20 protein-coding genes, 2 tRNA genes and 1 pseudogene are annotated in these 23,635 nt (G+C 44.4%); 9 read left to right on the top strand and 14 right to left on the bottom strand.

The window, feature by feature from the left end; all coding sequences use genetic code 11:
- Positions 1-64: 64 nt before the first annotated feature.
- Complete coding sequence (locus tag D0A37_RS08355; protein WP_242723163.1) at positions 65-5,578, bottom strand: trifunctional serine/threonine-protein kinase/ATP-binding protein/sensor histidine kinase; 5,514 nt, start codon at positions 5,576-5,578, stop codon at positions 65-67.
- A 918-nt stretch (positions 5,579-6,496) separates the two neighbouring features.
- On the opposite strand from D0A37_RS08355, the gene bchB reads away from it, so the two are divergent.
- From bchB to D0A37_RS08370, 3 genes are all read left to right on the top strand, one after another.
- Positions 6,497-8,023, top strand: a complete 1,527-nt coding sequence (bchB, locus tag D0A37_RS08360) for a ferredoxin:protochlorophyllide reductase (ATP-dependent) subunit B (RefSeq protein ID WP_242723164.1) — start codon at positions 6,497-6,499, stop codon at positions 8,021-8,023.
- A gap of 51 nt (positions 8,024-8,074) precedes the next feature.
- Positions 8,075-8,368, top strand: coding sequence for a hypothetical protein (locus D0A37_RS08365; protein ID WP_242723165.1), 294 nt, complete (start codon positions 8,075-8,077; stop codon positions 8,366-8,368).
- A 78-nt stretch (positions 8,369-8,446) separates the two neighbouring features.
- On the top strand, positions 8,447-8,758 hold the full coding sequence (locus D0A37_RS08370; protein WP_242723166.1) for a hypothetical protein: 312 nt from the start codon (positions 8,447-8,449) through the stop codon (positions 8,756-8,758).
- Between the two features lie 77 nt (positions 8,759-8,835).
- Here the strand turns inward: D0A37_RS08370 and D0A37_RS08375 are convergent, their stop codons facing one another.
- The 6 genes from D0A37_RS08375 to D0A37_RS08400 all read right to left on the bottom strand — a co-directional run bounded on the left by D0A37_RS08375 (position 8,836) and on the right by D0A37_RS08400 (position 12,937).
- Positions 8,836-9,399 carry an IS630 family transposase gene (locus D0A37_RS08375; protein WP_242723167.1) on the bottom strand — a complete coding sequence of 188 codons (564 nt, stop codon included), beginning with the start codon at positions 9,397-9,399 and terminating at the stop codon, positions 8,836-8,838.
- Complete coding sequence (locus D0A37_RS08380; RefSeq protein ID WP_242715925.1) at positions 9,399-9,782, bottom strand: helix-turn-helix domain-containing protein; 384 nt, start codon at positions 9,780-9,782, stop codon at positions 9,399-9,401. Before D0A37_RS08380 ends, D0A37_RS08375 begins: the two co-directional genes overlap by 1 nt.
- A 69-nt stretch (positions 9,783-9,851) precedes the next feature.
- Complete coding sequence (locus D0A37_RS08385; RefSeq protein ID WP_242723169.1) at positions 9,852-10,235, bottom strand: DUF5615 family PIN-like protein; 384 nt, start codon at positions 10,233-10,235, stop codon at positions 9,852-9,854.
- The gene (locus D0A37_RS08390; protein ID WP_242723171.1) at positions 10,232-10,492 is read right to left on the bottom strand and encodes a DUF433 domain-containing protein; all 261 of its coding nucleotides are present in this window, start codon (positions 10,490-10,492) and stop codon (positions 10,232-10,234) included. Before D0A37_RS08390 ends, D0A37_RS08385 begins: the two co-directional genes overlap by 4 nt.
- 513 nt (positions 10,493-11,005) lie before the next feature.
- The gene (locus D0A37_RS08395; protein ID WP_242723173.1) at positions 11,006-11,842 is read right to left on the bottom strand and encodes an SGNH/GDSL hydrolase family protein; all 837 of its coding nucleotides are present in this window, start codon (positions 11,840-11,842) and stop codon (positions 11,006-11,008) included.
- 717 nt (positions 11,843-12,559) lie between these two features.
- A complete protein-coding gene (locus D0A37_RS08400) occupies positions 12,560-12,937 on the bottom strand; it encodes a Mo-dependent nitrogenase C-terminal domain-containing protein (RefSeq protein ID WP_242723175.1) in 378 nt (125 codons plus the stop codon).
- 470 nt (positions 12,938-13,407) lie between these two features.
- Between D0A37_RS08400 and D0A37_RS08405 the strand changes: the two genes are divergently transcribed.
- The gene (locus D0A37_RS08405; protein ID WP_242723176.1) at positions 13,408-13,998 is read left to right on the top strand and encodes a rhomboid family intramembrane serine protease; all 591 of its coding nucleotides are present in this window, start codon (positions 13,408-13,410) and stop codon (positions 13,996-13,998) included.
- Positions 13,999-14,121: 123 nt separating this feature from the next.
- On the opposite strand, the gene D0A37_RS08410 is transcribed toward D0A37_RS08405, so the two are convergent.
- Positions 14,122-17,010, bottom strand: coding sequence for a PAS domain S-box protein (locus D0A37_RS08410; protein ID WP_242723177.1), 2,889 nt, complete (start codon positions 17,008-17,010; stop codon positions 14,122-14,124).
- A 51-nt stretch (positions 17,011-17,061) separates the two neighbouring features.
- Between D0A37_RS08410 and D0A37_RS08415 the strand changes: the two genes are divergently transcribed.
- The 3 genes from D0A37_RS08415 (at position 17,062) to D0A37_RS08425 (ending at position 18,504) form a co-directional block, all read left to right on the top strand.
- Positions 17,062-17,256, top strand: coding sequence for a hypothetical protein (locus D0A37_RS08415; RefSeq protein WP_242723178.1), 195 nt, complete (start codon positions 17,062-17,064; stop codon positions 17,254-17,256).
- Positions 17,257-17,680: 424 nt separating this feature from the next.
- A complete protein-coding gene (locus D0A37_RS08420) occupies positions 17,681-18,085 on the top strand; it encodes a hypothetical protein (RefSeq protein ID WP_242723179.1) in 405 nt (134 codons plus the stop codon).
- A 230-nt stretch (positions 18,086-18,315) separates the two neighbouring features.
- The gene (locus tag D0A37_RS08425; RefSeq protein ID WP_190663201.1) at positions 18,316-18,504 is read left to right on the top strand and encodes a DUF2949 domain-containing protein; all 189 of its coding nucleotides are present in this window, start codon (positions 18,316-18,318) and stop codon (positions 18,502-18,504) included.
- A gap of 412 nt (positions 18,505-18,916) precedes the next feature.
- Here D0A37_RS08425 and D0A37_RS08430 read toward each other — a convergent pair.
- From D0A37_RS08430 to yqeK, 6 genes are all read right to left on the bottom strand, one after another.
- Positions 18,917-18,993, bottom strand: a tRNA-Met gene (locus D0A37_RS08430).
- A gap of 74 nt (positions 18,994-19,067) precedes the next feature.
- Positions 19,068-19,144 (bottom strand) — tRNA-Met (locus D0A37_RS08435).
- 117 nt (positions 19,145-19,261) lie between these two features.
- The gene (locus tag D0A37_RS08440; protein WP_242723180.1) at positions 19,262-20,215 is read right to left on the bottom strand and encodes an asparaginase; all 954 of its coding nucleotides are present in this window, start codon (positions 20,213-20,215) and stop codon (positions 19,262-19,264) included.
- Between the two features lie 180 nt (positions 20,216-20,395).
- Positions 20,396-20,905 (bottom strand): CGLD27 family protein, encoded by a 510-nt coding sequence (locus tag D0A37_RS08445; protein WP_242723181.1) that lies wholly within the window; start codon positions 20,903-20,905, stop codon positions 20,396-20,398.
- Between the two features lie 2 nt (positions 20,906-20,907).
- On the bottom strand, positions 20,908-21,327 hold the full coding sequence (rsfS, locus tag D0A37_RS08450) for a ribosome silencing factor (RefSeq protein ID WP_242723183.1): 420 nt from the start codon (positions 21,325-21,327) through the stop codon (positions 20,908-20,910).
- 137 nt (positions 21,328-21,464) lie between these two features.
- Complete coding sequence (yqeK, locus tag D0A37_RS08455) at positions 21,465-22,100, bottom strand: bis(5'-nucleosyl)-tetraphosphatase (symmetrical) YqeK (RefSeq protein ID WP_242723184.1); 636 nt, start codon at positions 22,098-22,100, stop codon at positions 21,465-21,467.
- A 19-nt stretch (positions 22,101-22,119) separates the two neighbouring features.
- On the opposite strand from yqeK, the gene D0A37_RS08460 reads away from it, so the two are divergent.
- Positions 22,120-22,305, top strand: a complete 186-nt coding sequence (locus D0A37_RS08460; RefSeq protein WP_242723185.1) for a hypothetical protein — start codon at positions 22,120-22,122, stop codon at positions 22,303-22,305.
- A gap of 235 nt (positions 22,306-22,540) precedes the next feature.
- Positions 22,541-23,496: pseudogene (locus D0A37_RS08465) on the top strand (IS630 family transposase).
- The last annotated feature ends 139 nt before the right edge of the window (positions 23,497-23,635 follow it).

Here is a 23,635-nt window from a genome sequence, read left to right on the forward strand (position 1 = left end):
GGCCGGATTGTTAAGGGTTGCTAACTGGAATTGATTTGGGGATGGTGGTTGATGGTAGCTCCGGTTACAAAACTTGCCTGGGGGCGATCGGAATTTCAATAATAAACTCGCTCCCCTCTCCGGGTGCAGAAACGCAAGTCAATTTTCCGCCATGAGAACTGACAACAATCGAGTGAGAAATAGACAATCCCAAACCAGTTCCCGAACCCACCGGTTTAGTTGTAAAAAATGGGTCGAATATCTTGTGCAGCACCTCCGTGCTCATCCCTGGCCCGCTGTCAGCAATTCTAATTATGGCAGAATTCCTGTCTGTCACCTCTGTAGAAATTGTAATCGTAGGCTGTTGATGAGAGTTTTCCGGGGAATCTCTTGCGACCAGGAGAGCATCGATCGCATTTGTCAAAATATTCATAAATACCTGATTCAACTGAGACGCATAACAAGTAATTAGTGGTAGCGTGTTGTAATTTTTAATTACCTCAATTCCCAAACGCCCGCCCTCTTTTCTCAGGCGCGGTTGCAGCAACATCACCGTACTGTCGATACCTTGATGGATATCTACCGACTTCATTTGCGCTTCGTCGAGGCGAGAGAAATTCCGCAAGCTTAGCACAATATCCCGAATTCTTTCCGCTCCTACTTTCATGGAATCCAGCAGCTTTTGCAAATCCTCGCTCAAAAATTCCAGCTCAATTGTTTCTATTTCTTCGAGAATTTCATCAGCAGGTTCTGGATAGTGCTGCTGGTAAAGCTCAATCAATTTTAGCAAGTCTTTAACGTATTCGCTAGCCGGATTAAGATTGCCGTAGATGAAACTTACAGGATTATTAATCTCGTGAGCTACACCAGCGACCATTTGCCCCAAACTAGACATCTTTTCCGTTTGGATTAATTGAGCTTGAGTTAGTTTAAGTTCGCGCAAAGTTTGTTCTAAACGCTCGTTTTTTTCATTTAACTCCTGCGTCCGCTCTTGCACTTTCTGTTCCACAGAATTGTAAAGCAGAGCATTTTCTAACGAAATAGCAACTTGGGAAGAAAGCAACCTTAAAACTTCCAATCTGTGGGGAGTAAATGCTCCTACAGTCAAATTGTTTTCTAAATAAAGAATGCCAATTAGTTTGCCTTGATTGATGATAGGAGTACACAAAATAGATTGCAGTTGATGTTTAGCGATGTAAGGATCTGCTGTGAATAGTCCCTCAGCCGCCGCATTGCTCAACACCAAATCCGAGCGAGTCCTTTCCACATAATTAATCACCGTCACAGGTAAATCATGATAGTCTCCAACAGGCGTAAATTGCAGCACCGCTACATCTTCGGCAAATACTGACGCTTTAGCTGAAATCAACAGTTTACCATCTCTGACTAAAATCAGAAAACCTAATTGAGCACCCGCATTTTCTAAGGAGATTCTCATCAAAGAAGCCAGCAACTTATCGAGGACAATTTCGCTAGAAATCGCCAGAGATGCTTTCATTACCGTTGCCAAATCCAGCACTCTAGCATCGCTACCAGTAGAAGTATGAATAGTTGTGGTAGTTTGATTGTTGTTAAAACTTCCGTTGAGCGGCGTCATTTCCCGCAACTGCGGATACTTCTGTTCTAAATCTTCTACTTTGCGAACTGCACCCCAGCGCAAGTAGCACGAGTGAGCTTCGCGCAAGTGGATTTTGGCATATTGATACTTGCCTTTACTCAACCAAAACTTAGCGGCTAGTTCATTAGCGAGGGCTTCATTTTGGACAAACTCATTGTCTTGGGCTAAATTTATAGAGAAATCGTACAGTTCTACAGCTTCTGAATCTTTCTTGGAAATTCGGGCTATTTCTGCTTGTACTAAAAGATACTTGTGCAGAAAATTTTCGGCACAGTTGTCTGCCCAAATTTTCATCTGTTTTTGGTTAGCCTCTAACTTTTCCAAGTATTCCTTTTGCTTCTTTTCTGAAACATTTGGGAAAACGGCTGCTAAAGTTAGAGAAAAGAAAAAATTCCATTCAGTAGCGGGTATCGCTCCGGTAATAAAAGATAGCTGTTTTTCTACTTCCAAAGCTAGTTGTAGCGCTTCCTTGAAGTTGCCGTACCAGTACATAACCTGGCATTTGCGAATCTGATAAAGGCAGAGCGAGTATAAATTTTGATGAGCTTGACAGTTGTGTACATATTCAGCTTCGCTAATATCTTCGCTTTCAAATACAAACTTTTCAGGAGTTAGTTTACCCAAGTTACGCAGGATTAACTCTACCCCTAATAATATATCGGTTACGAGCTGATTTTTGGTTTTTTGGCTGAACTGCAAATATCTGCTCGTGTCGGCAAGAATTTGCGAGATTTCTTTACCTTGAAAAAATGAGTTAGCTATGCGGTTGGACAGGATATAACCCGCATACTCTAAATCTCCTGATTCTAAAGCTGCTTGATATCCTTCATTGCTGATCGCGTGGGAATCTTTGATGTGGTTGAACCAGTAATAAAAAATACTGACCAAGGATGAACAAGCTCTGCATTTCAAGCCAATATTGCCAGATTTTTCGCTGAGATTTAGCGAGAGCAAGCCGAACTGATACGCAGCTTTGTAATCTCCCGAAACTGCGTTTAAGAACATACCGTAGCCAGCATAGCAAAGAGAGGCTTCGGGTACTAAACCGTATTGTAGAGAAAGATTGACTCCTTTTAAAACGCTGACTTTCCACAAGTCTGGATTTTTCAGGTACGCCGATGTCAGCAAGTTGGTAATTAATTTGACTGCAACTTTTTTGTCGGGTACAGTCATTTCGGGGGCGTCAATCAGGGAAGCTATTTCTCTACCAGCTAAAATATTCGTGGCTGTTGCAAATTCTTCGGATATGACTTTTTGTAGCCCGTCTAGCGGCAAGTCAATGCCTAGCAAGTCCAAAGCTTTGATTCCAGCTTTAACGGCTTCTTCGTACTTCGCCCGCAGGGTGTACTGCACGATCAGCAGGTTGTAAATTTCTACCTTTTCTAAGGGCGATCGCGCTTTTTGCAAAGTTATATTAATAAATTCTTCTGACTTCTCAAAAAAACCGTTTAAATACTCGACATTTGCCCGCTCCATGTGCAAAGCAAAGGCTAAGTCATAGTGGGAATCCCAAATATCCTTGCTCAAACCGTCCATGCCTGCGGTCAAATACTGCAAGGCAGCAACATAAGCCGTTGCATCTTTGGCTCTGCGGGCCGCGTCTAAATTCAGCGTTGCCAGTTCAATTAATTCTCGATCGTCTTTAATTAGCGATCGAGCTACATTCAAGTGATCGACTAATTCAAAGATTCTGTCAGCGCGATATTCAGCCGGAGTGTTTTCTAGGATTTGCCTGCCTATTTTCAGGTGAACTGCCTTTTTTTGCGAGTCGTCGATCAGAGCGTAAGCTGCTTGTTGTACGCGATCGTGCAAAAATTTATAATTCAGAATTAATAGCGGAAACAGCACGTAATCTAATGACTTGCTTTCCAATTCCGAAGTTGGCAAAATCAGTCCCGACTTAATGGCTGGCAACAGGTGAGAAAAAGTTTCCGAGGCTTCTTTTTCATTAATTAAAGAAAGAGTATTCAAGTCAAATTCGTTGCCCAAACAAGCCACCAACCGCAAAACTTGCTGCGTTGAACTTGGCAGCTTTCTCAATTTTTGTACCATCAAATCTACTACATTGTCAGTGATAGCGCACTGCTCAATTTGAGTCATATCCCAATGCCAGCCACCCTTGCTCCCCGACTGTGGCGGGTGAAAAACTAGCAGGTTTTCCTGATACAATGTTTGCAGAAATTGATTGACAAAAAAAGGATTGCCGTCGGTTTTGCTGATTACCAATTCAGCTAATGGTTTGACAGATTCTCGATCGCTGTGCAATGTCTCGGCAATCAAATGAGTTATGTTTTCCACCCCCAGCGGCGACAAAGCAATCTGATTAATAATAGCTTCCTGATTTCGCAGCGTCTCCACAGTCATCATTAAAGGATGAGTGGGACTAACTTCATTATCCCGATAAGCGCCAATTAAAAACAGATATTGCGTAGCTTCATCTGTCATCATCAATTCGATCAATTTGAGAGTAGCCGAATCAGCCCACTGCAAATCGTCGAGAAAAATGACCAGCGGATGTTCGGGCTGACAAAATACACGAATGAAATTTTGAAAGACTAAATTAAAGCGGTTCAGAGATTCCGTCGGCCCCAATTCAGCTACAGGAGACTGAGCTCCGACAATTAGTTCAACTTCGGGAATAACATCAATAATAATTTGTCCGTTTTGCCCGAAGGAACTGCGGAGTTTTTCGCGCCAAACTGCTAATTGAGCCTCACTTTCAGTTAACAGTTGCCGCACCAATTCCGAAAAAGCGCTGACAACGGCCGAGTAAGGAATAGTCCGCTTGTACTGGTCAAACTTTCCCCAAATAAAATATCCACGCCTGCGGGTAATCGGTTTGTCTAAAATCTTCACCATTGCAGATTTGCCAATACCGGAATAACCGGCAATCAGCATCATCTCGCTGCGGGATTTATGTTGTCCTCTCGCCAGGACTGACAAGGGAATTTCTTTTTTTGATTTGAGCTCTTTTTTGATGACAGAAATTTGAGTATCGTCGGTGCGGTTGCCGCGATTATTTGTTGCTGCCACCCGTTCAAATGCCGCTAAAAGAGTTTCAACTTCTCGCTGTCTGCCGTAAAGTTTTTGAGGTATTTGAAATTTGTCGGAAATATCTTGGCGGCCGAGAGTAAACTCAGAAACAACCCCAGATGTTTGCCACTGAAACAGGCAGGATTCCAAATCGGCTTTTAGTCCCCAAGCACTTTGATAGCGCTCCTCAGGAGTTTTTGCTAACAATTTCATTACAATATCTGAAACAGGTTGAGGAATTTCTGGTGCAATTTCGGCGAGAGGTACTGGCTGTTTGGCAATATGACAGTGAACTAACTCCATGGGATCTGTAGTGGAAAAAGGGAGTTGTCCTGCCAGGAGTTCATAGAAGGTCACGCCGAGGGAATAAAAGTCGGTGCGGTAATCGACTACCCGGTTCATTCTGCCGGTTTGTTCGGGCGACATATAGGCTAAAGTGCCTTCTAAAAAATTGGGATTTTTACTGGGAATATTTTCCAGGTTGGTTGCAGTTGAAATGCTAAAATCTATTAGTTTTACTTGTCCTGTAGCAGGATTAAAAACTATATTAGAGGGATTTATATCTTTATGAATTACATTTTTTCCGTGGATTTCTCCCAAAGTTTCAGCAACTTTGATGGCCGTAGTCAGAAATCCTAAAACGGTAAATTTTTGGGAACCCATAAATATTTTTAAAGATTCCCCGCCAAAATCTTCTAAGATCATTGCCAGACTATTTCTAACCTGTTGCAACTTATACACTTTCACAACTCCGTCCAACAGGCTTAAGTTGGCAGTGATCTCATATTCGCGCTTGTATCTATTCAGTTCTTCGGGAGTCGGATAGTCTTCTTTGATAAGTTTGATAATAACAGGTTGGTTGTTCTGCTCGTTGTGACCGCGGTAAACCAGGGAAGTGCTGCTTTCATAAATGAGAGCGAGAACTGCAACGCCGGGAATTGCCATCATAGTTGGGTTCTCTCAAATTAGGTGTGCTTGGTCAATGTTACAGGACTTACGCGCGGCGGGCTAGAAACCGGGTTTCTTCGTTGCTAGTCGTTGACAAACCCAAGATTTTTTCGTATAAACCGGGTTTCTTTTCGTAAATCCTCTGTTATTCTTCATTATCGCTCAAGAGCTATCTTTTGGGATGTGTGGGAAGGCAACCCTTGACAGCAAAGAGGTACTGCTGACAAAAGCGCCCTAGGGCTTTCGTCACCTCAGCAGTTATGTAAACAAAATCACAAATACAGGATTTGTGCAACGATTTACTCTAATGCTCGATCGCCACGCTGACAACTAAATCATCTCAGATTCCAAGCAATCGCTTGACTTTAGTGGATCGTCACCACATCTCGTGAAAATACGCAAGTGCTGAAAGATTTATTTTTTCCGGTGATCTGGCACGAATTTGCGGTGCTTCAAAAAAACCGGCCAGCGCAAATCTTAACTATAATTCGCGACCGAGGCGCTGAGGGAAGTAAGTGTTGCTTCGGAAGCTGAAATTTCCTTCAGTTCTATCTATTTTGAGCGATCGATTAACAATACTAACTGACCGTTTGACCCGAGTAAATTTGACAAAAAATGCAGAATTATTGCACCTTGTCTGGTGCGCGGCAGCGAACCCTACATTAATCAAATTTACCTAACTCTTAAGAAAATTTGAGGAAAGATTAAGAATTATTGCCATAAAACCCAGGTAAAGTTGTTTGAATTGCGAGTCAAATGCCTAGCATACAAAGCGTTTGAGCATTTCCCAAATCTGTAAATTCTCAGAAAATTAGTATTTCTCAAGGATTCATCCGGTGAGAAAATCAGAAACAACCTTAAAATTTAGCAGTAATCGCCCGATCGGGCAATTCTCAACCAGCACCAGGAAAAATACTTATGAAATTGGCTTATTGGATGTACGCAGGCCCAGCCCACATCGGCACTTTGCGCGTTGCCACTTCCTTCAAAAACGTCCATGCGATCATGCACGCACCCATAGGAGACGACTATTTCAACGTCATGCGTTCCATGCTGGAGAGGGAACGGGATTTCACCCCAGTAACTACCAGCGTCGTTGACAGACACGTACTGGCGCGGGGTTCGCAGGAACGGGTGGTGGACAACATCACCCGCAAAGACAGAGAAGAGCACCCAGATTTAATCGTGCTCACCCCGACTTGCACCTCCAGCATTCTGCAAGAAGACTTGGAAAACTTCGTGGAGCGAGCTCAATTGGATGCCAAAGGCGATGTATTGCTGGCCGATGTTAACCATTATCGGGTAAACGAACTGCAAGCAGCCGATCGCACTTTGGATCAAATCGTCCAATTTTACATTAACAAAGCCCGCAAAAAAGGCGATTTAGTAGAAGCCAAAAGCGAAAAACCATCTGTCAACATTATCGGTATGTCTACCCTGGGTTTCCACAACCAGCACGACTGCACTGAGTTGAAGCGTTTGATGGCGGATTTGGGCATTGAAGTCAACGAAGTTATTCCCGAAGGTGCTTCGGTTCATAACTTGAAAAGACTGCCCCGCGCTTGGTTTAACTTGGTTCCTTATCGGGAATTGGGGATGATGACCGGGGAGTATTTGCAAAAAGAATTCGGCACGCCGATGGTGGATATTACGCCGATGGGTGTGGTAGAAACTGCGCGCTGTATCCGCAAGATTCAGCAAGTTTTAAACGCTCAAGGTGCGGATGTTGATTACGAAAATTTTATTGACCAACAAACTCGATTTGTGTCGCAGGCTGCTTGGTTTTCGCGATCGATCGACTGCCAAAACTTAACCGGCAAAAAAGCCGTCGTATTTGGCGATAATACGCACGCTGCGGCGATGACGAAGATTTTGGCTCGCGAGATGGGAATCCACGTTGTGTGGGCTGGAACCTACTGCAAACACGATGCTGACTGGTTCCGGGAACAGGTAAGCGAGTATTGCGATGAGGTGCTGGTAACGGACGATCACGGGGCGATCGGGGATGCGATCGCCAAAGCGGAACCTTCGGCAATTTTCGGCACGCAAATGGAACGCCACGTAGGTAAGCGGCTGGATATTCCCTGCGGCGTAATTGCTGCACCGATTCACGTCCAAAATTTCCCGATCGGCTACAAGCCATTTTTGGGTTATGAAGGTACGAATCAGTGCGTAGATTTGGTCTACAATTCCTTCACTTTGGGAATGGAAGACCACTTGCTGGAAATCTTCGGTGGCCACGATACCAAGGAAGTGATTACGAAGGGAATTTCGGCTGACTCTGATATGGGTTGGACGAAGGATGGACAAGCTGAGTTGAATAAAATCCCTGGTTTTGTGCGGGGTAAGGTGAAGCGGAATACTGAGAAGTTCGCGCGCGATCGGGGGATTGATAAGATTACCGTTGAGGTGCTTTACGCAGCGAAGGAATCTGTCGGCGCGTAGTTAGTTGGGTAAGGGCATCTCTTGTGGATGCTCTTGCTTATCTAGAAAATCTTGGACAGATCTCTTTCAACCCTTAATTTTGGAATTACTTCAGTGATTTTGAGAAGGAAGATTATTTCAGCATTAATTGCAACTGGTCTTATTAGCGGAACCGTTTATCTTGGCATTCAGTCGGGAAAAGATAATCGTTTTGTAATTTGGTTCGGTATTGCCTCTGCTATTGCCGCCCCCGTTGGTCTTGGCTTATTTACTTACGCATTTAGGGGTTCTGATAGGGAAATTATACAGCAGCTTGCTAAAGTTCCAGAGATCGAAAGGTTAATAGAGCAGGCTAAAACTCAGTAGGAAAAAATCCAAGTTCTCTAAGGAGAACGTTCACGACTTGCAGAAATTGTAAAAATTGAGTCGCGGCGACAAGCAGCCTTGGATAGGATAAATAGCTTGCATGGTGATGCTGTCAGGATTTTAGCTGAACTCGAAAATCTCGATAGAGAACTAATTTTAATAGAAGAGCAGGTTGGCGAAAGTGCTATAAGTGAGGAAATTCGACGTTTAAGGGAACTTATAAAAGCTCGTGAAGATGGAGATGTCATTCTCCGACTTGGTTCTAGAGTTTATCGCATTGACCGAGATATTATCGAAGCCTTACCTTTCGGATTTGGAAACCTATTAATTGCATCTTTCTGGATCGCAGAAATGTTGGCAAAGGCAGTGCGACCTAAACAGCGTCGGTAAAAAGGTTTAGCTGTACGGATGTATCCAATAAAAAGTTTATTTTTGAATAAATTTATCCATTACAGCACTTCCGGATGTTATGAGGTACAGTAGCAGCAATTAGTAAACCAGTTTTTGAGATGTTTCGGATTAATTAAGTCAAGAGCCACAGCAATTATCGTGTCAACCATTTTAGTGCTGGTTGGTGAAAACTGTCGCAATAAAGATTTAAGTTGCGACCACCATAATTCAATCGGATTAAAATCAGGAGAGTATGGGGATAAACATAAAATAGAAGCACCCACCACGGCAATCATCGATGTAATTGAATCTACTTTATGCGCTGGTAAGTTATCCATCACTACTACGGCTCCGGGCCACAATTGTGGCACTAAACATTTCTCGATAAACACCTCAAATGCTTTGCTATCCATCGAGTTGTCCAGGGTCATTAATGCCACTACTTTCGTGAGGCTAATTGCACCAATTACTGTGACTTTCTTGCCTCGATAAAAAGGTTTGACCGCATAGGCTCTAGTTCCTCGTTGCGAAGGTGCATGAGTTCTGGTTAAACCTAGCAATACTCCAGTCTCATCTAAAAATACTAGATTTTTTGGCTCGATATCCTTGACTTTTTCCCAATAGTCTAACCTTAACTTCATCACTCTTTCTGTGCCTGCTTGGCTACTCCTGACTGTTTTTTTTTACGATTTAATCCCAACTTCTGTAAGGCGCTACACATGGCTGTTCTGCCTACCCAATTTCCTGTCTTTTGGGCGAACAACTCACACAATTCTACCAAAGTTGCATCGGGATGTGTGACCACTATTTCTCTTAACTCTTGTGACGCATTATTCAAATGACTGAATCTGGGTTTACCCCTCGGTTTAGGCTGTAAATTCCCCTCTATTTTTTGTTGCTTGACAAGTTTTTGAACTAAGCTTTTACTGCAGGCAAATATTTCTGCTGTTTTTCTGATCGACAGCTTCTGCTCGACATGGGCTGCTACTATTTTGGATCGCAAATCTACTGAGTATGCTTTCATTGGTATATTATTTTTAGTCGATTCTATTGTACCTCATAACATCCGGAAGTGCTGTATTTCTGCCCGCATTTAGTCAGATTCATCTTCCGATATTGCTTGATATTCCAAAAGCTGTTCCCCTCGGATAATCCACAATTTACCCGCCACTTCTGCGGCATCCAATCCGCGAATTAATATTTCTACTGCCGCTTGCAAATCTTGCGGTTTCGATTGAGAAGGCAGACGCAGTAACACAATCCCAGAATAATCAGAAGGATTGTAGCGGAGGCGATTGCCAAACCCCCTATCCAAAGTCACCAAACATCTATCTTCCTTGTGACATATATCAATTAATAATTCATCCGGTGTGGAACTCAAATTTTGTTCCCGTACAGTCGCAACATCATGGCCAGCCAAACGTAACATCGAAACAACGCGGATGCTGCCCAAATTTTCATCAAGTTTTAACTTCACTTTAAAACTACCTTTTTTTCACCCAGAGGAATTTCGACATAATAATCTCTTGCCAACTCAGCCCCATAAGCAATACAAGCCAAAACGTCTTCTCGTTCAATTCCCGGATATTCCTCAAGCAATTCTTCCAAAGTCATGCCGCTAGCTAGAAAGTCAAGAATGAGAGAAACCCAGATGCGATGACCGCGAATACACGGTTTGCCAAAGCAGATATTCGAGTCGATTGAGATGCGAGACAGTAAATTATTTTGAGTCATGTCTTTTCAATTAGATATTTTCCATCTTCGGGCATATCGTAAATAATTGTATCCCAATTAATCAGTTCTTGATTTTTTATTGATGATGCTTTGACGACTCAAACTCCACCAACATAATGAACTTCGCACTCTTCATCCATATGTGCTGGTTGGCTGTTGTCAGTTTCATCGGGCGGCGAAGCTACTTCCTGCTTTCTCCGCTGTCATCACACAAAATCAGCAAATTTCAGGATTCCTTGCAGTTCGATTTCAGAGAAATTTTTCAGTTTGTCAACAATTTTTTGTGGGAATAGGTATCACGGCTATTTTTTTGTTGCTGAAGACAACCGCTAGATTAAGTTTAACACCAGGCCTGAGCGATCGCCCTTGTCAAACCAAGTGCGATCGCCCACGAGGAAAATTTCTACAATATCAGATGAGCCAATATTGCTCTCATGCAAAAAATTATGTCAACCTCTACGAAAAGGGAGCATCTCGGTCTTGTGGCGATCGCCAGGAAAGCCTTAAAATGGTTTACCGAGGCGTCCTCAATTCAGATTTAATCATCCCACTTTCCTGCACAATCGCGGAGGCTGCTTCGCCCAAAATCCTGTGTGCAGCCGTCGTCGGATGAATGCCGTCCCAAAACAAAAATCGATCGGGACTACCACAAACACCTCCACCCGATAAACACGCACTCGTCACATTAGTCAAGCCATATTTAGCGGGAGAAATAATGGCTTCCCGATAAAGCGCATTAGCATCCAGAGTCGCAATCTTTAAGTCAGAATGTTGTTGATTTAATACCTTAACCGTTCGCCTCAAACCCTGATTGTGTGCTTGTGTTAATGCAGTGAGCCTTGCAGAATTAGTGCCTGTTCGCGTCGCCGGTAACTGCCCCAAATCTGGTAAATTTGCCAGCAGGATATTTTTGGCACCCACACCAGCAAGAGACGCGATCGCCCTCGCCACATTTTCAACGGGAAGATTCGCATTATTTACCCCCTGCAAATAATCATTTGCACCCGCCCACAGTACATACAGCGCATGAGGATTTGCCTGTTTTTGGGATTTAGTCCATGACTCAACTTGAGCTAACAAACCAGGGACAAGGCTATTGCGATCGCTCCCCGTTGTTGCACCTCCATAGGCCAAATTAGTGACTCGTTCAGGTGGCACCTTTAGGCGATCGGCAAGATATTCTACCCAAACCTTACCATTCGAGTAACGCCCTTGAAAGTAAGTCGAACGAGGCGGATATTGACCCCCGCTTGCTCGAAACACCATTCCCATATCCGAAAGACTGTCCCCAAATACATATAGTTCATTGACAGCCTCAGAACTTTGAGCTGATAAGATGAGTGCAACCATAAAAGATAAAAGCGCAATAATTACTGCAAAAAACGTTCTTTTTAACACTTGGTATTCGTTAGATTCGTAAAAGGTTTGATAATTTCTGATCGATAATTACCGAGTTCGGGATTTTGACATTTAGTGTTAGTTATATTGTTGAAATAGCTGAAATATTGGCACCAATTACTAAGATATCAATTTTGGCAAAAATGTGGGGAGTAAAACTGAACTTTAATTGTTGGTTGCCTCACTCCACTGCTCAACCTACATAGATTGGTGATGTCATTGACACTTTTCTCATGGTATCTAGCTCATAGCGCTCTAGAGGGGATAAAACCGTACATTTTTTGGGAGATTACCCAATAAAGTTAGGCAAGAGGCGAACCAGCAGCATCCCGGTTTTAAGCTAGCACAAGCTTTAAAACGCTCCTTTTGTTCAGGGGTGATAGCTACTCCTCCTACGAATGCAGTTTACGCTTCTGTTGAGGCTTAACTATTCTCCTCTCTTGATAGTTGTTTTACCTAACCGGGCTCCTCCCTACAAAAGCCTCCCAAACAACCACCCTTGAGATAACTATCAATCACGAAAAAAAGAATTGATTGAAAACTGATTTACTGGGCGATCGAGAAATTGACCGCACTTTTGTTCCTTGAAAGCCGACATAAAACAAAAACCCTCCCCAACAAGGAGAAGGGAGGGTGAAAAGACAGTGAAAATTTTAATTTTTTGCAGAATTAACAATAAGGAGTTACATCTTCGCCGCACTCGTCAGCCAAATAACACAAAGCTCGAAAGCGCAGCCCAACGACTTGCTCGTAAAGGGGATTTAACTTGCACAGTGGCGGAATGGATAATAAGGTGCGAGCGCCAATTTTGACTTCCCGCTCAAACGGACACTGGCTGGGAATAAACTTACACAGCAACCGAGCCAACTTTTGACTTTTAATTGCAGTGTTATCAAGCCATTGTTTTAGCGGATGCAAGGGGTCAAAGTGTGGCTTTTGACCGTAAGGTTGAGAATTTGTAGCGACATTAACGGCGGTTTCTTGTTTCCCAAACCATGCCCAATTTGGCAGAGTTCGGTAGGAGACTGTATGCTCAAATACGTTCATTTTGCTCTCTTCCTCTTTTATAACGAGGTGCCAATAACTCTTTGTAGAGCTTGTCCCATATTATCTACAATCAGTATCTACAGCATCTCGTTTTGCTTTACCGGATTGAACTTCTTAAATTAATGACTTATGGCGAGAAAAGTAGTTCCTGATTTTTTTTAAAGGCGGTGTGCGCTCTAAAAAGTGTCCTCATTTCAAGCCCAACAATTGATTGATAGGGTAAAAATTCTGTCTTCTACGTTTTAGCTTCAACCTTCGGTTGACTCTCCTTTTGTAGTTCAATTACAATTGTGACGCATCGAGGTGAATTATCCTATACGTGAAAATGCGGAACTTTTAATAAAACTTATAATATTTTTAAATAAGCTCTGCTGCAAAAAACCCTGAAACCTCGCCCCAACTATCTTTGCTCGCGATCGCTCATAAACTCCTACAATTAGAAATAATCGGTATCATCGCCCTCACCACCCATGAGTAACCCAGAAACCAAAGCTATCACCCGCGAATTGCAAAGCCACGCCGCCATTCTCGGCGGCTTCGTCTCCCTCCTCTGGATTATCGAAATTGTCGATGTATTCCTGTTCCGAGGCAGGCTGAATGCCTACGGAGTCCGCCCCCGCAGCCTCGACGGACTTCAAGGCATCCTGTTGATGCCTTTTCTACACGGCAGTTTTGCTCACTTAGCCGCCAATACCCTCCCTTTAGTGACATTGGGTTGGTTGATAATGCTGCGAGAAATTAGCGACTTTTTTATCGTGAGTGCCGTCACTGTGCTCGTCAGCGGATTCGGAGTTTGGCTGACTGGCGCGCCCTATTCCGTTCACATTGGTGCCAGCGGATTAATCTTTGGTTACTTCGGCTTTTTGCTGCTGCGGGGCTATTTTGAACGCAGCTTTACCTCTATTTTGGTATCTTTAATTGTCGGTTTCTTCTATGGCAGTTTAATTTGGGGAGTTTTGCCGTCGCAGCCGGGAGTTTCCTGGCAAGCGCATTTCTTTGGCTTTGTCGGTGGCGTATTAACAGCTCAACTTTTGGGGCGGCAGAAACGGCAAATTAGCTAGGATTAGGACTTATGGTGCATGGTATCATCACCTTGGTTTATTGCCCCGAACTTATCTGAAAGCGTAGGTTTTTTGTCAATAAACCTGGTTTGTGGTGTAACAATTGCGTCGCGGATAGCAAGACTAACTGCTGACCAATAATTCAACGCGGGCCGGCAAGCACACAGTAAAAACCGAACCGCAACCTAACTCGCTTTCAACGTGCATATCACCGCCCATCATCACGCAAAAGTGACGGCTAATAGTCAATCCCAAACCCGTGCCGCCGTACTTGCGCGTAGTTGAGGCGTCGCCCTGCATAAAAGCTTGAAATAAATGCTGCAATTGTTCGGGGGGAATCCCAATGCCCGTATCAGCTACGCGAAAAATTATTGAGTCGGAAGGTTCGGCTATTTTTTCAGTTGTTAAGCTGTCATTTTTTACTCTTTCAATGCAAAGGGTAATAGTGCCGTGCTCCGTAAATTTGGCTGCATTGCTCAGCAGGTTGAGCAATATTTGACGAGTTTTGGTAATGTCAGCATACATCACTCCCAAGTCACTACCACAATCAACTTCAAACTTATTATAATTTTTATCTACCAAGGGTTTGACAGTAGAAACTACCTCGTCAATTAAATTAACCGGGTTGAAAGTTTCTAAGTAAAGTTCCATCCGCCCTGCTTCAATCTTAGAAATATCTAGAATGTCGCTAATTAAAGATAGCAGGTGTTTGCCTGCAGTTTGAATTTTGTGCAAGTCCGGGATAAAATCTTCGCAGCCTAAATCCTCGGCGTCTTCTTTGAGGATATCGCTGTAACCAATAATCGCGTTGAGGGGAGTTCGCAATTCGTGGCTCATATTCGCTAAAAAGGCGCTTTTGGCTTGGCTTGCGGCTTGAGCTGTTTGGGCTACTTTTTGGAATTCTTCTGCTAATTTGCGCTGAGTAATATCTTCGGCAATACCGACGATACGGTAAATTTCTCCGGTTTGGCTGCGGACTGGGAAAGCCCGATCGCGCACCCAGCAAACTGAACCGTCCGAGCGCACTACCCGATACTCTTCATCATAATCGCCCCGCACCTGTTTCTCAAAAGCAGCCTTGACGCGATCGAGATCCTCCGGGTGAATAGCATCCCAAAAAGCCTCCGGTTCTGACTGCAAACTCTGACAGCTCAAATTCCATATTTTTTCGCAAGCCGGGCTCACATAAACTAGCTGCTTTTGATTGGGTTCTCTAATCCAAAATACCTCATGAATATTTTCTGCCAACTGACGAAACCGCTCCTCGCTAGCCCGTAACTTCTCCATAGCACTGTGAAATTCAGTCACATCCTGAATCAACGATGCCACCCCAATGATGCTGCCGTCAGCATCAATCAAAGTCGTATTGTACCACTCGCAAAGAATAATTTTGCCGTCTTTTCTGATGTTCTCGTTAAGGCTGGTAACTCCTCCTTTATTAGTGAGCAAAGTTATAGATAGTTGCCTGACATACTCCTTAGCACTTTCAGGAACTATGAGATCGACTCCGTGGCGTCCCATTGCTTCCAAGCGGTTGTATCCAAAAATTCTTTCCGCTGACAAATTCCATTCCGCTACTTCAAAGTTTAGATTCCATTCAATCGCTCCCAAAGGAGTTTGGTGAAGATGGAGAGCCAGTTTTTGCTGCGAGTTTTTCAGAGAAATAATTAATTGATTTTTGTCGGCGATCGCAGATTCTACCCGATCTTCGAGAGTAGTAAACGACTCTTCCAATTGAGCCGCCATCATATTAAAAGAGCGAGCCAGGACACCCACCTCATCCTCTCGCTCTACAGACGCCATCAAGCGGGAATCTACCGCCATCCCATCCCATTCTCCGCGGGACAAAGCCTCCGCAGCCTTGCTCAGACGCCGAATCGGTACAACAATCCACCTAGAAGTCAGGGCGCCAATCGCCGTTGCCAGCACCAAAGCACCCAGACACATCACCACAGTATACCGAGTGTTGGCATTAATCCTTTCCATAAAATCGGCTTCAGGAACCGTCACCACAATCAACCAGTCGAGGCCCCTGCTGTCTAAAAGCGGCGTCACCTGTAGAAATTGCCGTTGACCGTCGATCGTAAAATCTAACTGGCGAGATCTGTCAATTTTGCCCAAATCCCCGAAGCGTTCTGTCAAATAGCGGGCACTCGATCGAATCAGAACATTCTTGCTGCTCGTTGCCACAATTCGTTTCGGAACGCCGTTGCTAATAATAAATGGCAGTTCCAGAGTAGAAGTAGCCACCAATTGCCCAGACCTTTCTACAATAAAAGTCTGTCCTGATTGACCAATTTTTAGAGTTTCCAAGAATTGATTGAGCTTGGAAAGTGCCAAGTCAGAACCCAGGATGCCAATCAGTTTCCCATCCTCGCCATAAACTGGTTGAGCCGCCGTAATCGCTAGTTTGGGAGCGTCAAAATAAGTATAAATTTTACTCCAAGTCGGTTTCCCTGCCTGCACCGGGGCTATGTACCAAGGTCGGACGCGGGGGTCGTAGTTGAGAGTAGTTTTTAATAGCTTGGTTGGTTCCCCCAACTCTGACGGCGCGTAGCTTTGAAAGTTATAGCCAGTAGATTGATTAGAAATCTGCACTTGCAACTTGCCGTCGTCGAGGCGTTCAACTCCAATAAAATCTTTTTGTTGAGAGGCGAATTGAATGTAGCTAATTTTATCAAAGGTTTTGATTTGTTTGGAGAAGTAGCGTTGCAAATTCTCAGCATCCTGCACGTTCAAAATGCCGAGACGGATGGCATCGAGGTTGAGCTGATTGATTTGGTGGGGTGTTTTGATATAAGTATAAATATGTTGCTGGATACGCGATGTGACTTCTGTCCGCAGTTGTGCGGCAACATCGTTGACGGCTATGCGCCCGTTCCGCAGCGACAGCCACCCCGTCAACCCTACAGCAGCGAAAGTCTGGAGGGCAAAAGGCACAACAAGGACGATGCGAAGTGGCACTTTGCCCGACATTTTTAAAATCGGGTCGATCAGATATTTGATTGGCATGGTAAAGCAGAACTATTATGAACCCACAACATTCCGGTCAAGTACAACTTGATGAGCGCAGGTTTTGAAGTTGAGATGGTTTTAGTAGGCAAAGTGCTGTTAATAACTCGGAATCTGCCGCTGGCAACTGAATTTTTAACGACTGCCACCGCCATCTTAGCGCGATCGGGAGCTTTGGGAACATTGGCGATCGAGATGAATACAGTATCAATCCTGAATGCACTCTACACACTCATACTATTATAGATTTTGAGATTAAAGAATTGAATAATTGGGAAAAACTGATTCTGTAAGGGTTTAGAAGTTGCCTGCTGTTGCATTCTTTTTTTTAACTGGTCTCTGAAACCGGGTTTTTTTTAGCGTTTTGGCGGGCTGTAACTAACTATTGTCGTGAAAAAAACATTTGGTGAATAGCCACCCGTGCATCCACCACTAACTATTTTTCCACTCCTGACGCGCCCTACTCAAACAAATCGAGTTTTTGGTTGACTCATTCCTGAAATGACGTATTCTGGGGTTTCAAGCGGGTTACTGGGTCAGTTCTATTTTTCCGATAGGGCGATCGTAAAGTTATAAGTTTTCACAGCAACTGCAATTGATATCTCCACAAGCAGCTACTTTTGATAGAGTACAACTTAATTCTGGCTCGGTACAATAAGCGCATAGTAGGATGCAACTAGCGGAGGCATGGATGATGAACGCGGTTATTGCTACTCTTGGCACTGCTCTCGGACTGAGCTCAATTTTTATCGGTTTGACCCCGGCGGTTCTCGCCCAACAAAGACTGCAACCAGCGCCCCAAAATTCGGAAACGACTTTATCTGGGGAATCCCTCAGGAGTTTGGAGGACAGAACCTTAGACTCGGACTATCAAAACTTGATTGGTGAACCAGAAACGGTGACTAATTCTGCGAGAAGGGAAAGCAGCTTGGGCGACACATTTCGCCTCAAGATCGATGGCCCATTGGAATTTATTACTACTCCTTCGGACGCCCAGCGCCAAGGAAATCCTTTACCTCCAAAACAAAACGACAGCGGCACAGAAGCGGGAGTTCAGCTTCAGCTAGGACTTTAGCAATTTTAAATCAATTGATCTAAAGCAAGCGATCGCGGAACCCACTTTTTGATTCTCGGAGTTATTGTGACTGCGATCGCCTTTTTTTATGAGTTTTATCACAAGTTTTGTGCGCTTTCCATCACACCACATCGCTGATTCTCCACAGACAATTAGGATGATTAAACTTCCGATACAGACCGATTAGCTACATATCTTTACAATAGCGCATAAAACTGGCGGTGAAGGTGATGGGAAAGGCTCAACTGATCGATTATTTGCGGGGGGAGTTGGCGATATCGAATTCTGCGATCGCCGTTGCTCTCCGACACGGTGAACAAGATGCCAGCGAACTGCCGATGGTTCTGTGGCAGTACGGGTTAGTTACGCTGGAACAATTAAACCTGATTTTTGATTGGATTCAAGCTCAGCCGATTTAACAATTTAAAATCCCGAGTTAAAAAATATGGATATCGGATTGCTATTTTTTGACAAATAAAGCTTGCACAAACGATCGTCGAAAAGTATAGGGTTGAGTGTTTAGGTTGAGGGTGGGTCTTATTTTGTCCCAATTAGAAAAATACAAATATATAGCAGGGGCACAGCAGTGCTGTGTCCTAATTTTTATTGCCACCTAAAATAAACTGCTTTCATATCAAATCTGGCAGCATCGGAATTAATATTACCCACAGCTTTCGAGACGGCAGTGCCGTGTCCTCTATATCATGTCGCTCGTGCAACCGGAAACGCTATCAATCTGTCGAAGCTCCGACGATCGCACTCGGCATCAAACAGACGGTATAAAACAAACCCCAGCAACTTTTAGGCTGCCGGGGCTGGTCTTATTTAATTTGGTGGCGGGAAGTGGATTTGAACCACTGACCTTCGGGTTATGAGCCCGACGAGCTACCAGGCTGCTCTATCCCGCGTCGCTTTGTCTCTCTGTCGTCGTTTCCAAAAACAAAACCCTGAAACCTTAACGATTACAGGGTTCGCTTGAATTTGGTGGCGGGAAGTGGATTTGAACCACTGACCTTCGGGTTATGAGCCCGACGAGCTACCAGGCTGCTCTATCCCGCGTCGTTTTATCTCTCTTCTAATATAAACATATCTTTCTGAAAATTGCAACCCCTAAATCAAAAAAACTTTTTAGATTGTGGGAGGGGTTGCTGAAATCGGATCAGAGTCTCGATCGCACTAAAGCATCGAAACTTCCCCGATTACCTCCAAGCGCTTGAAGTCGCTGAGAGTGAGGTAAGTTTCCGAAAGAGTTTCGGCGATCGTCGGAGTAATCCAGCCCAACTGCTTGAGCAAGTGAATCGCCACAGCAAATTGAGCGCGCTTTCCCCCATCCGTCACCTTAATTGCCAAGCCCATGCCTTCGCCAACGCGGCCAATGCACTGCACCCCTTCGGCCCCCGACTTGCTGACCAATTCCCCTTGAGTCAAACGCATCAGTTCTGTGTCAAATTTGCCCTCACCGGCAACCATCATTGGGTGATGAGTCATAGCGCGGACAATCCGTTCCATCTCCACATTGTCGCCGGAAGCCAACTTAGCGTACAAAGACGCCATTTGCCCCAACTGCAACAGATAGGTAGGAGCGCCGCAGTCGTCACGAGCGCTGATAAACTCTTCGGCAGGCATTGCCAGCAAGTCAGCCACTTTGCCCAAAATAAGCTGCTGGACGGGATGTTTGCGACGCAAATAAGTTTCCATTGGCCAGTGCAGTTGCTGGCAAACCGCCAGCATTCCGGCGTGTTTGCCGGAACAGTTGTATTGCAGGGCGCTCTTTTTGCCTTCGGGAATCGGGCATTGAAGTTTAGAGGGGTCAATGTCGCAGCGCCACAGGACGTTAAATACCTGGCGCGATTGCTCGATCGTACCTTGATGGGAACTGCAAATAATCGCTAAATCTCGATCGGTCAATTCGTAGCGTTCTAAAGTGCCAGTCCCCGTCACCGCCAAAGCTTGGAAAGGCTTGAGTGAAGAACGGACAAATGAGGCCGTTTCCGAGTTACCAGCAACAGAGAGAACGCGCCCGCGGTTGTCGCAGACAGCGGCCTGGGCGCGGTGCCTCGATTCCACAATACCTTCGCGCAGTAGTGTGACTTCCAATTCGGCAGCTTGGGTTCGTTTTCCCCTTGTCATATCAATTTTAGATTTTAGATTTTAGATTTTAGATTGGGCTTCAGGAAGTTATGAGTTGCGAGCTGCCAGTTACGAGTTGTAAAGTTAATCTTTCTGCGATCGTTTCTGACTCATGCACCCCGTGTGTGTTGTTGGCTGTGCGCGGCTATCTCAAAACTCAAAACTCCCTTGCATTCCCGATTACAAACAACTCCAAATTAGTCCCCCGGCAACCAGCAACACTGTCAAACCATAAAATGTCTGCCGCAGACGCCTGAGAATTGGTTCTAGTTGGTAGTTGACAATCAACTGATCTTGAAGCAAAACTTCGGGAGTTTTAGGCCAAGATTGACAATCGTACCAACCAGACTCTTCGTAGACGACCGTGGGATTTGAAAGGCGCGATCGCACGTAGAACCAACCCAAGTAGAGTCGCAGCAAAGCTAATCCTAGAATAAAACCGGCACCTGCGGCACTGCTGAGGACAAACTGAGCTGGATACTTGACAGGAGCAAAGCTAGAAGCAGCTATCGGCCCCGATACCAAGCAACTCCAAGCCCACACCCAAGCTAGTTTGGCCAGGTATCCGGGCCAATTGAGTGTTACCCAGCTAAAAAACCAGGAGTCTTTAAGTTCTTGGTATTCATTGACCGGTCGCTGTTCTTGCGGAACGGGACAAATAGAAGCAGAAACGTCTTTCACATTAGCCATCCTCACGCCGCGGGGGAAAAGTCAATGCGTTCGGCGTGTCCCCAGAACGCTTCTAAATTGTAGAACTCCCGCTCTTGAGGCTTCAAAATGTGAATGATCGCGTCGCCGTAGTCCATGACTACCCAACTGGCGTCTGAGAGTCCTTGTGTACGCAGTGGCAAGCGTTGCCACTCTTCTTCCACTTGGTCTGCTATCGCTTGGGAGATGGCTCGTACCTGCACGTTGGAAAATCCCGTGATTATCGCAAAGTAGTCTGCCAAATAGCATACTTCTGCCACCCGGAGCAATACAATATCAACGGCTTTGCGGTCATCGGCTGCTTGGGCAACGGTCATGATCAAGCCACGAGCTTCGTCTGGGGATGTGCTGTCCGTTGCTGTAGACTGGGCCCTGGAATATTCGAGTTGGGTTAGATCTGACATTAAGTGTTTAAGTTCCTAATTGATACGGGTTGGGGGAAATGGGTGCGCTTTCGCGAGCGGTTGTTGGCAGTTTGATACTGGAAATAGGAGTTAGTTGAAGCCAAAAGTAAGGACAGGATTGCTGGTAAATTTTACTTTTAACTTGTGATTTGTTCGATCGACTTCTTCGTCGAATTTCCTGTTTCCGGCGATTCGCGGGCCATTTGCAGCGCCCAATTCCGCGTAAGTACGGTGCGGGGGTGGATGTAGCAGCGAGTTTCTACCAAATATTTAAGAGAATAATCGCTACTTTGCCACACGGCTGCATAAAGATTTTGCAAGCTTGCCTCGCGCAGAGCTTCTAGTTGGGCTGTGTTGCCGCGGCTCGGCTCTATGCTATCTGCTATGAATACGGTACAACTGAGCTGACTCATGTTTGGTCTGCCGAGGGTGTGATTGGCGATTGCGTCCAAAATTTCTCCATCGACCACCCCGAATTCGTCTCTGGCGACGATCGCGCTCGCGTCTGCGTGCAGCAAATGCGGGTGTGCTTCCAACACTGAGTCTAACTCTAAACCTTCGGCCCTTGCCATTTGCAGCAGCAGTTGAGGTTTAAAGTATTTTGCCAAATCGTGCAACAAACCGGCCGATCGGGCTTTTGCTTCGTCGAGGCCGTAATGGCGAGCCAAGTCACCTGCTGTCTGTTCGACTCCGAGGATGTGTTTGATGCGAGCAGCAGGAACGCGCTCAGAGAGCCAAGCTAGGACGATTTCGCGCGCGGGTGCAAGTGTCAAATATTAACTCCGAAATTGTGTGATCTACTATTTTTATTTTAGCGTTTTGTTTCGATCGGCTGCTGCGTCGTCTGACAGGGGTGCGGTGACATCTGGGATGGGGAGGGGTGAAGGGAGCGAAGGGGGCGATCGGCTGTTTGGGAGATACGTTATCTTTTCTGGTAACTCCTGGAATATTCAAAACAGTCCCTATCTGAACAATTAGTCTAATCGACTTGCTATTTTTGGTAATTATAGCCTTTCTCAGAAAGATGAGGTATGATGTTACTGACACTCACTCGTGAGGGTCAAACAGAGAAGATAAGATCAAATGAACTATAATTACATGGTTGAGTAAAGCCACGCGAAAGGGATACCACACATAATAGCATTTTTTTGAAAGCACACGATGCTTGACTCACAACACGTTTACTTGTACCAAACTTCATACATTGTTAAAAATGAAAGCTTATTCGATTGATTTTAGGCAAAAAATCCTTGATACTTATCATACTGAACCCATTTCACAAAAAGCAATAGCTAAGCGTTTTTCTGTAGCCCTGAGTTTTGTACAAAAATTGCTTAAACAATATCGTGAAACAAAAAACATTACTCCGAGAACTGACCGATGTGGAGTCAAAGGCAAACTGAATGCGGAGCAACTACTCATCTTGGCGGAATTGATTGAAGGAAATAATGATGCAACTCTTGAAGAACTCCGTTATTTACTTTATGGGAGAATTGGATTTTCTGTTAGTAGAGCAACAATAGGAAGAATGATAAAACTCTTAGACATTACTGTCAAAAAAAACTCTCTTCCCTTCAGGGAAAGGGACAGAGCGAGTTCAAATCCTGCGATGTGAGTTCTGGAAAACAATTAAAGAGATTAGTTTGAAAGACTTAATATTCATTGACGAATCGGGAGTTAATTTGGCAATGGTTAGGTTATATGCTAGGTATGCAAAAAGGTGAAAGAGCCAAGGGGTCAAAACCAACTAAACGTGGCAAAAATGTCTCAATAATTGGAGCAAGGTCAGTCAATGAGATTTTGACATCGGTTAATCTAATAGGCGGAACTGATGCAATTACATTTGAAGCTTTTATTATCAGAAAACTTGTGCCAAAACTCTGGAAAGGTGCTTGTGTAGTGATGGATAATTGTCCCATTCACTTGGGAGAAGAAGTGAAAAAAGCGATCGAAAAAACAGGGGCAAAATTAATATACTTATCACCTTATTCACCAGATTTTTCACCAATTGAAAATCTGTGGTCAAAACTTAAAATCATTCTCCGTTCTATCAAGACTACTAATTATCAAGAATTAGGAAAAGCCCTAGATTTTGCGTTCGGACAAGTTACATCGTCAAATATTTTTAACTGGTTTACACACTGCTGTTATTGTACCTCATCTTTTTGAGAAAGGCTATATCTCATTTTTTCTATTTTTAGTCAGTGCCATCAAAGGTTATTTTGTCGTTGAGCCGCTGCTAGCTTCTCTGGGAATTTTTATGATTATTTTGTTAATTCAACAGAAAGATTTTCCCTAAAAACTTTAA

The organism is Microcoleus vaginatus HSN003, assembly GCF_022701255.1.
Lineage (GTDB): Bacteria > Cyanobacteriota > Cyanobacteriia > Cyanobacteriales > Microcoleaceae > Microcoleus > Microcoleus vaginatus_B.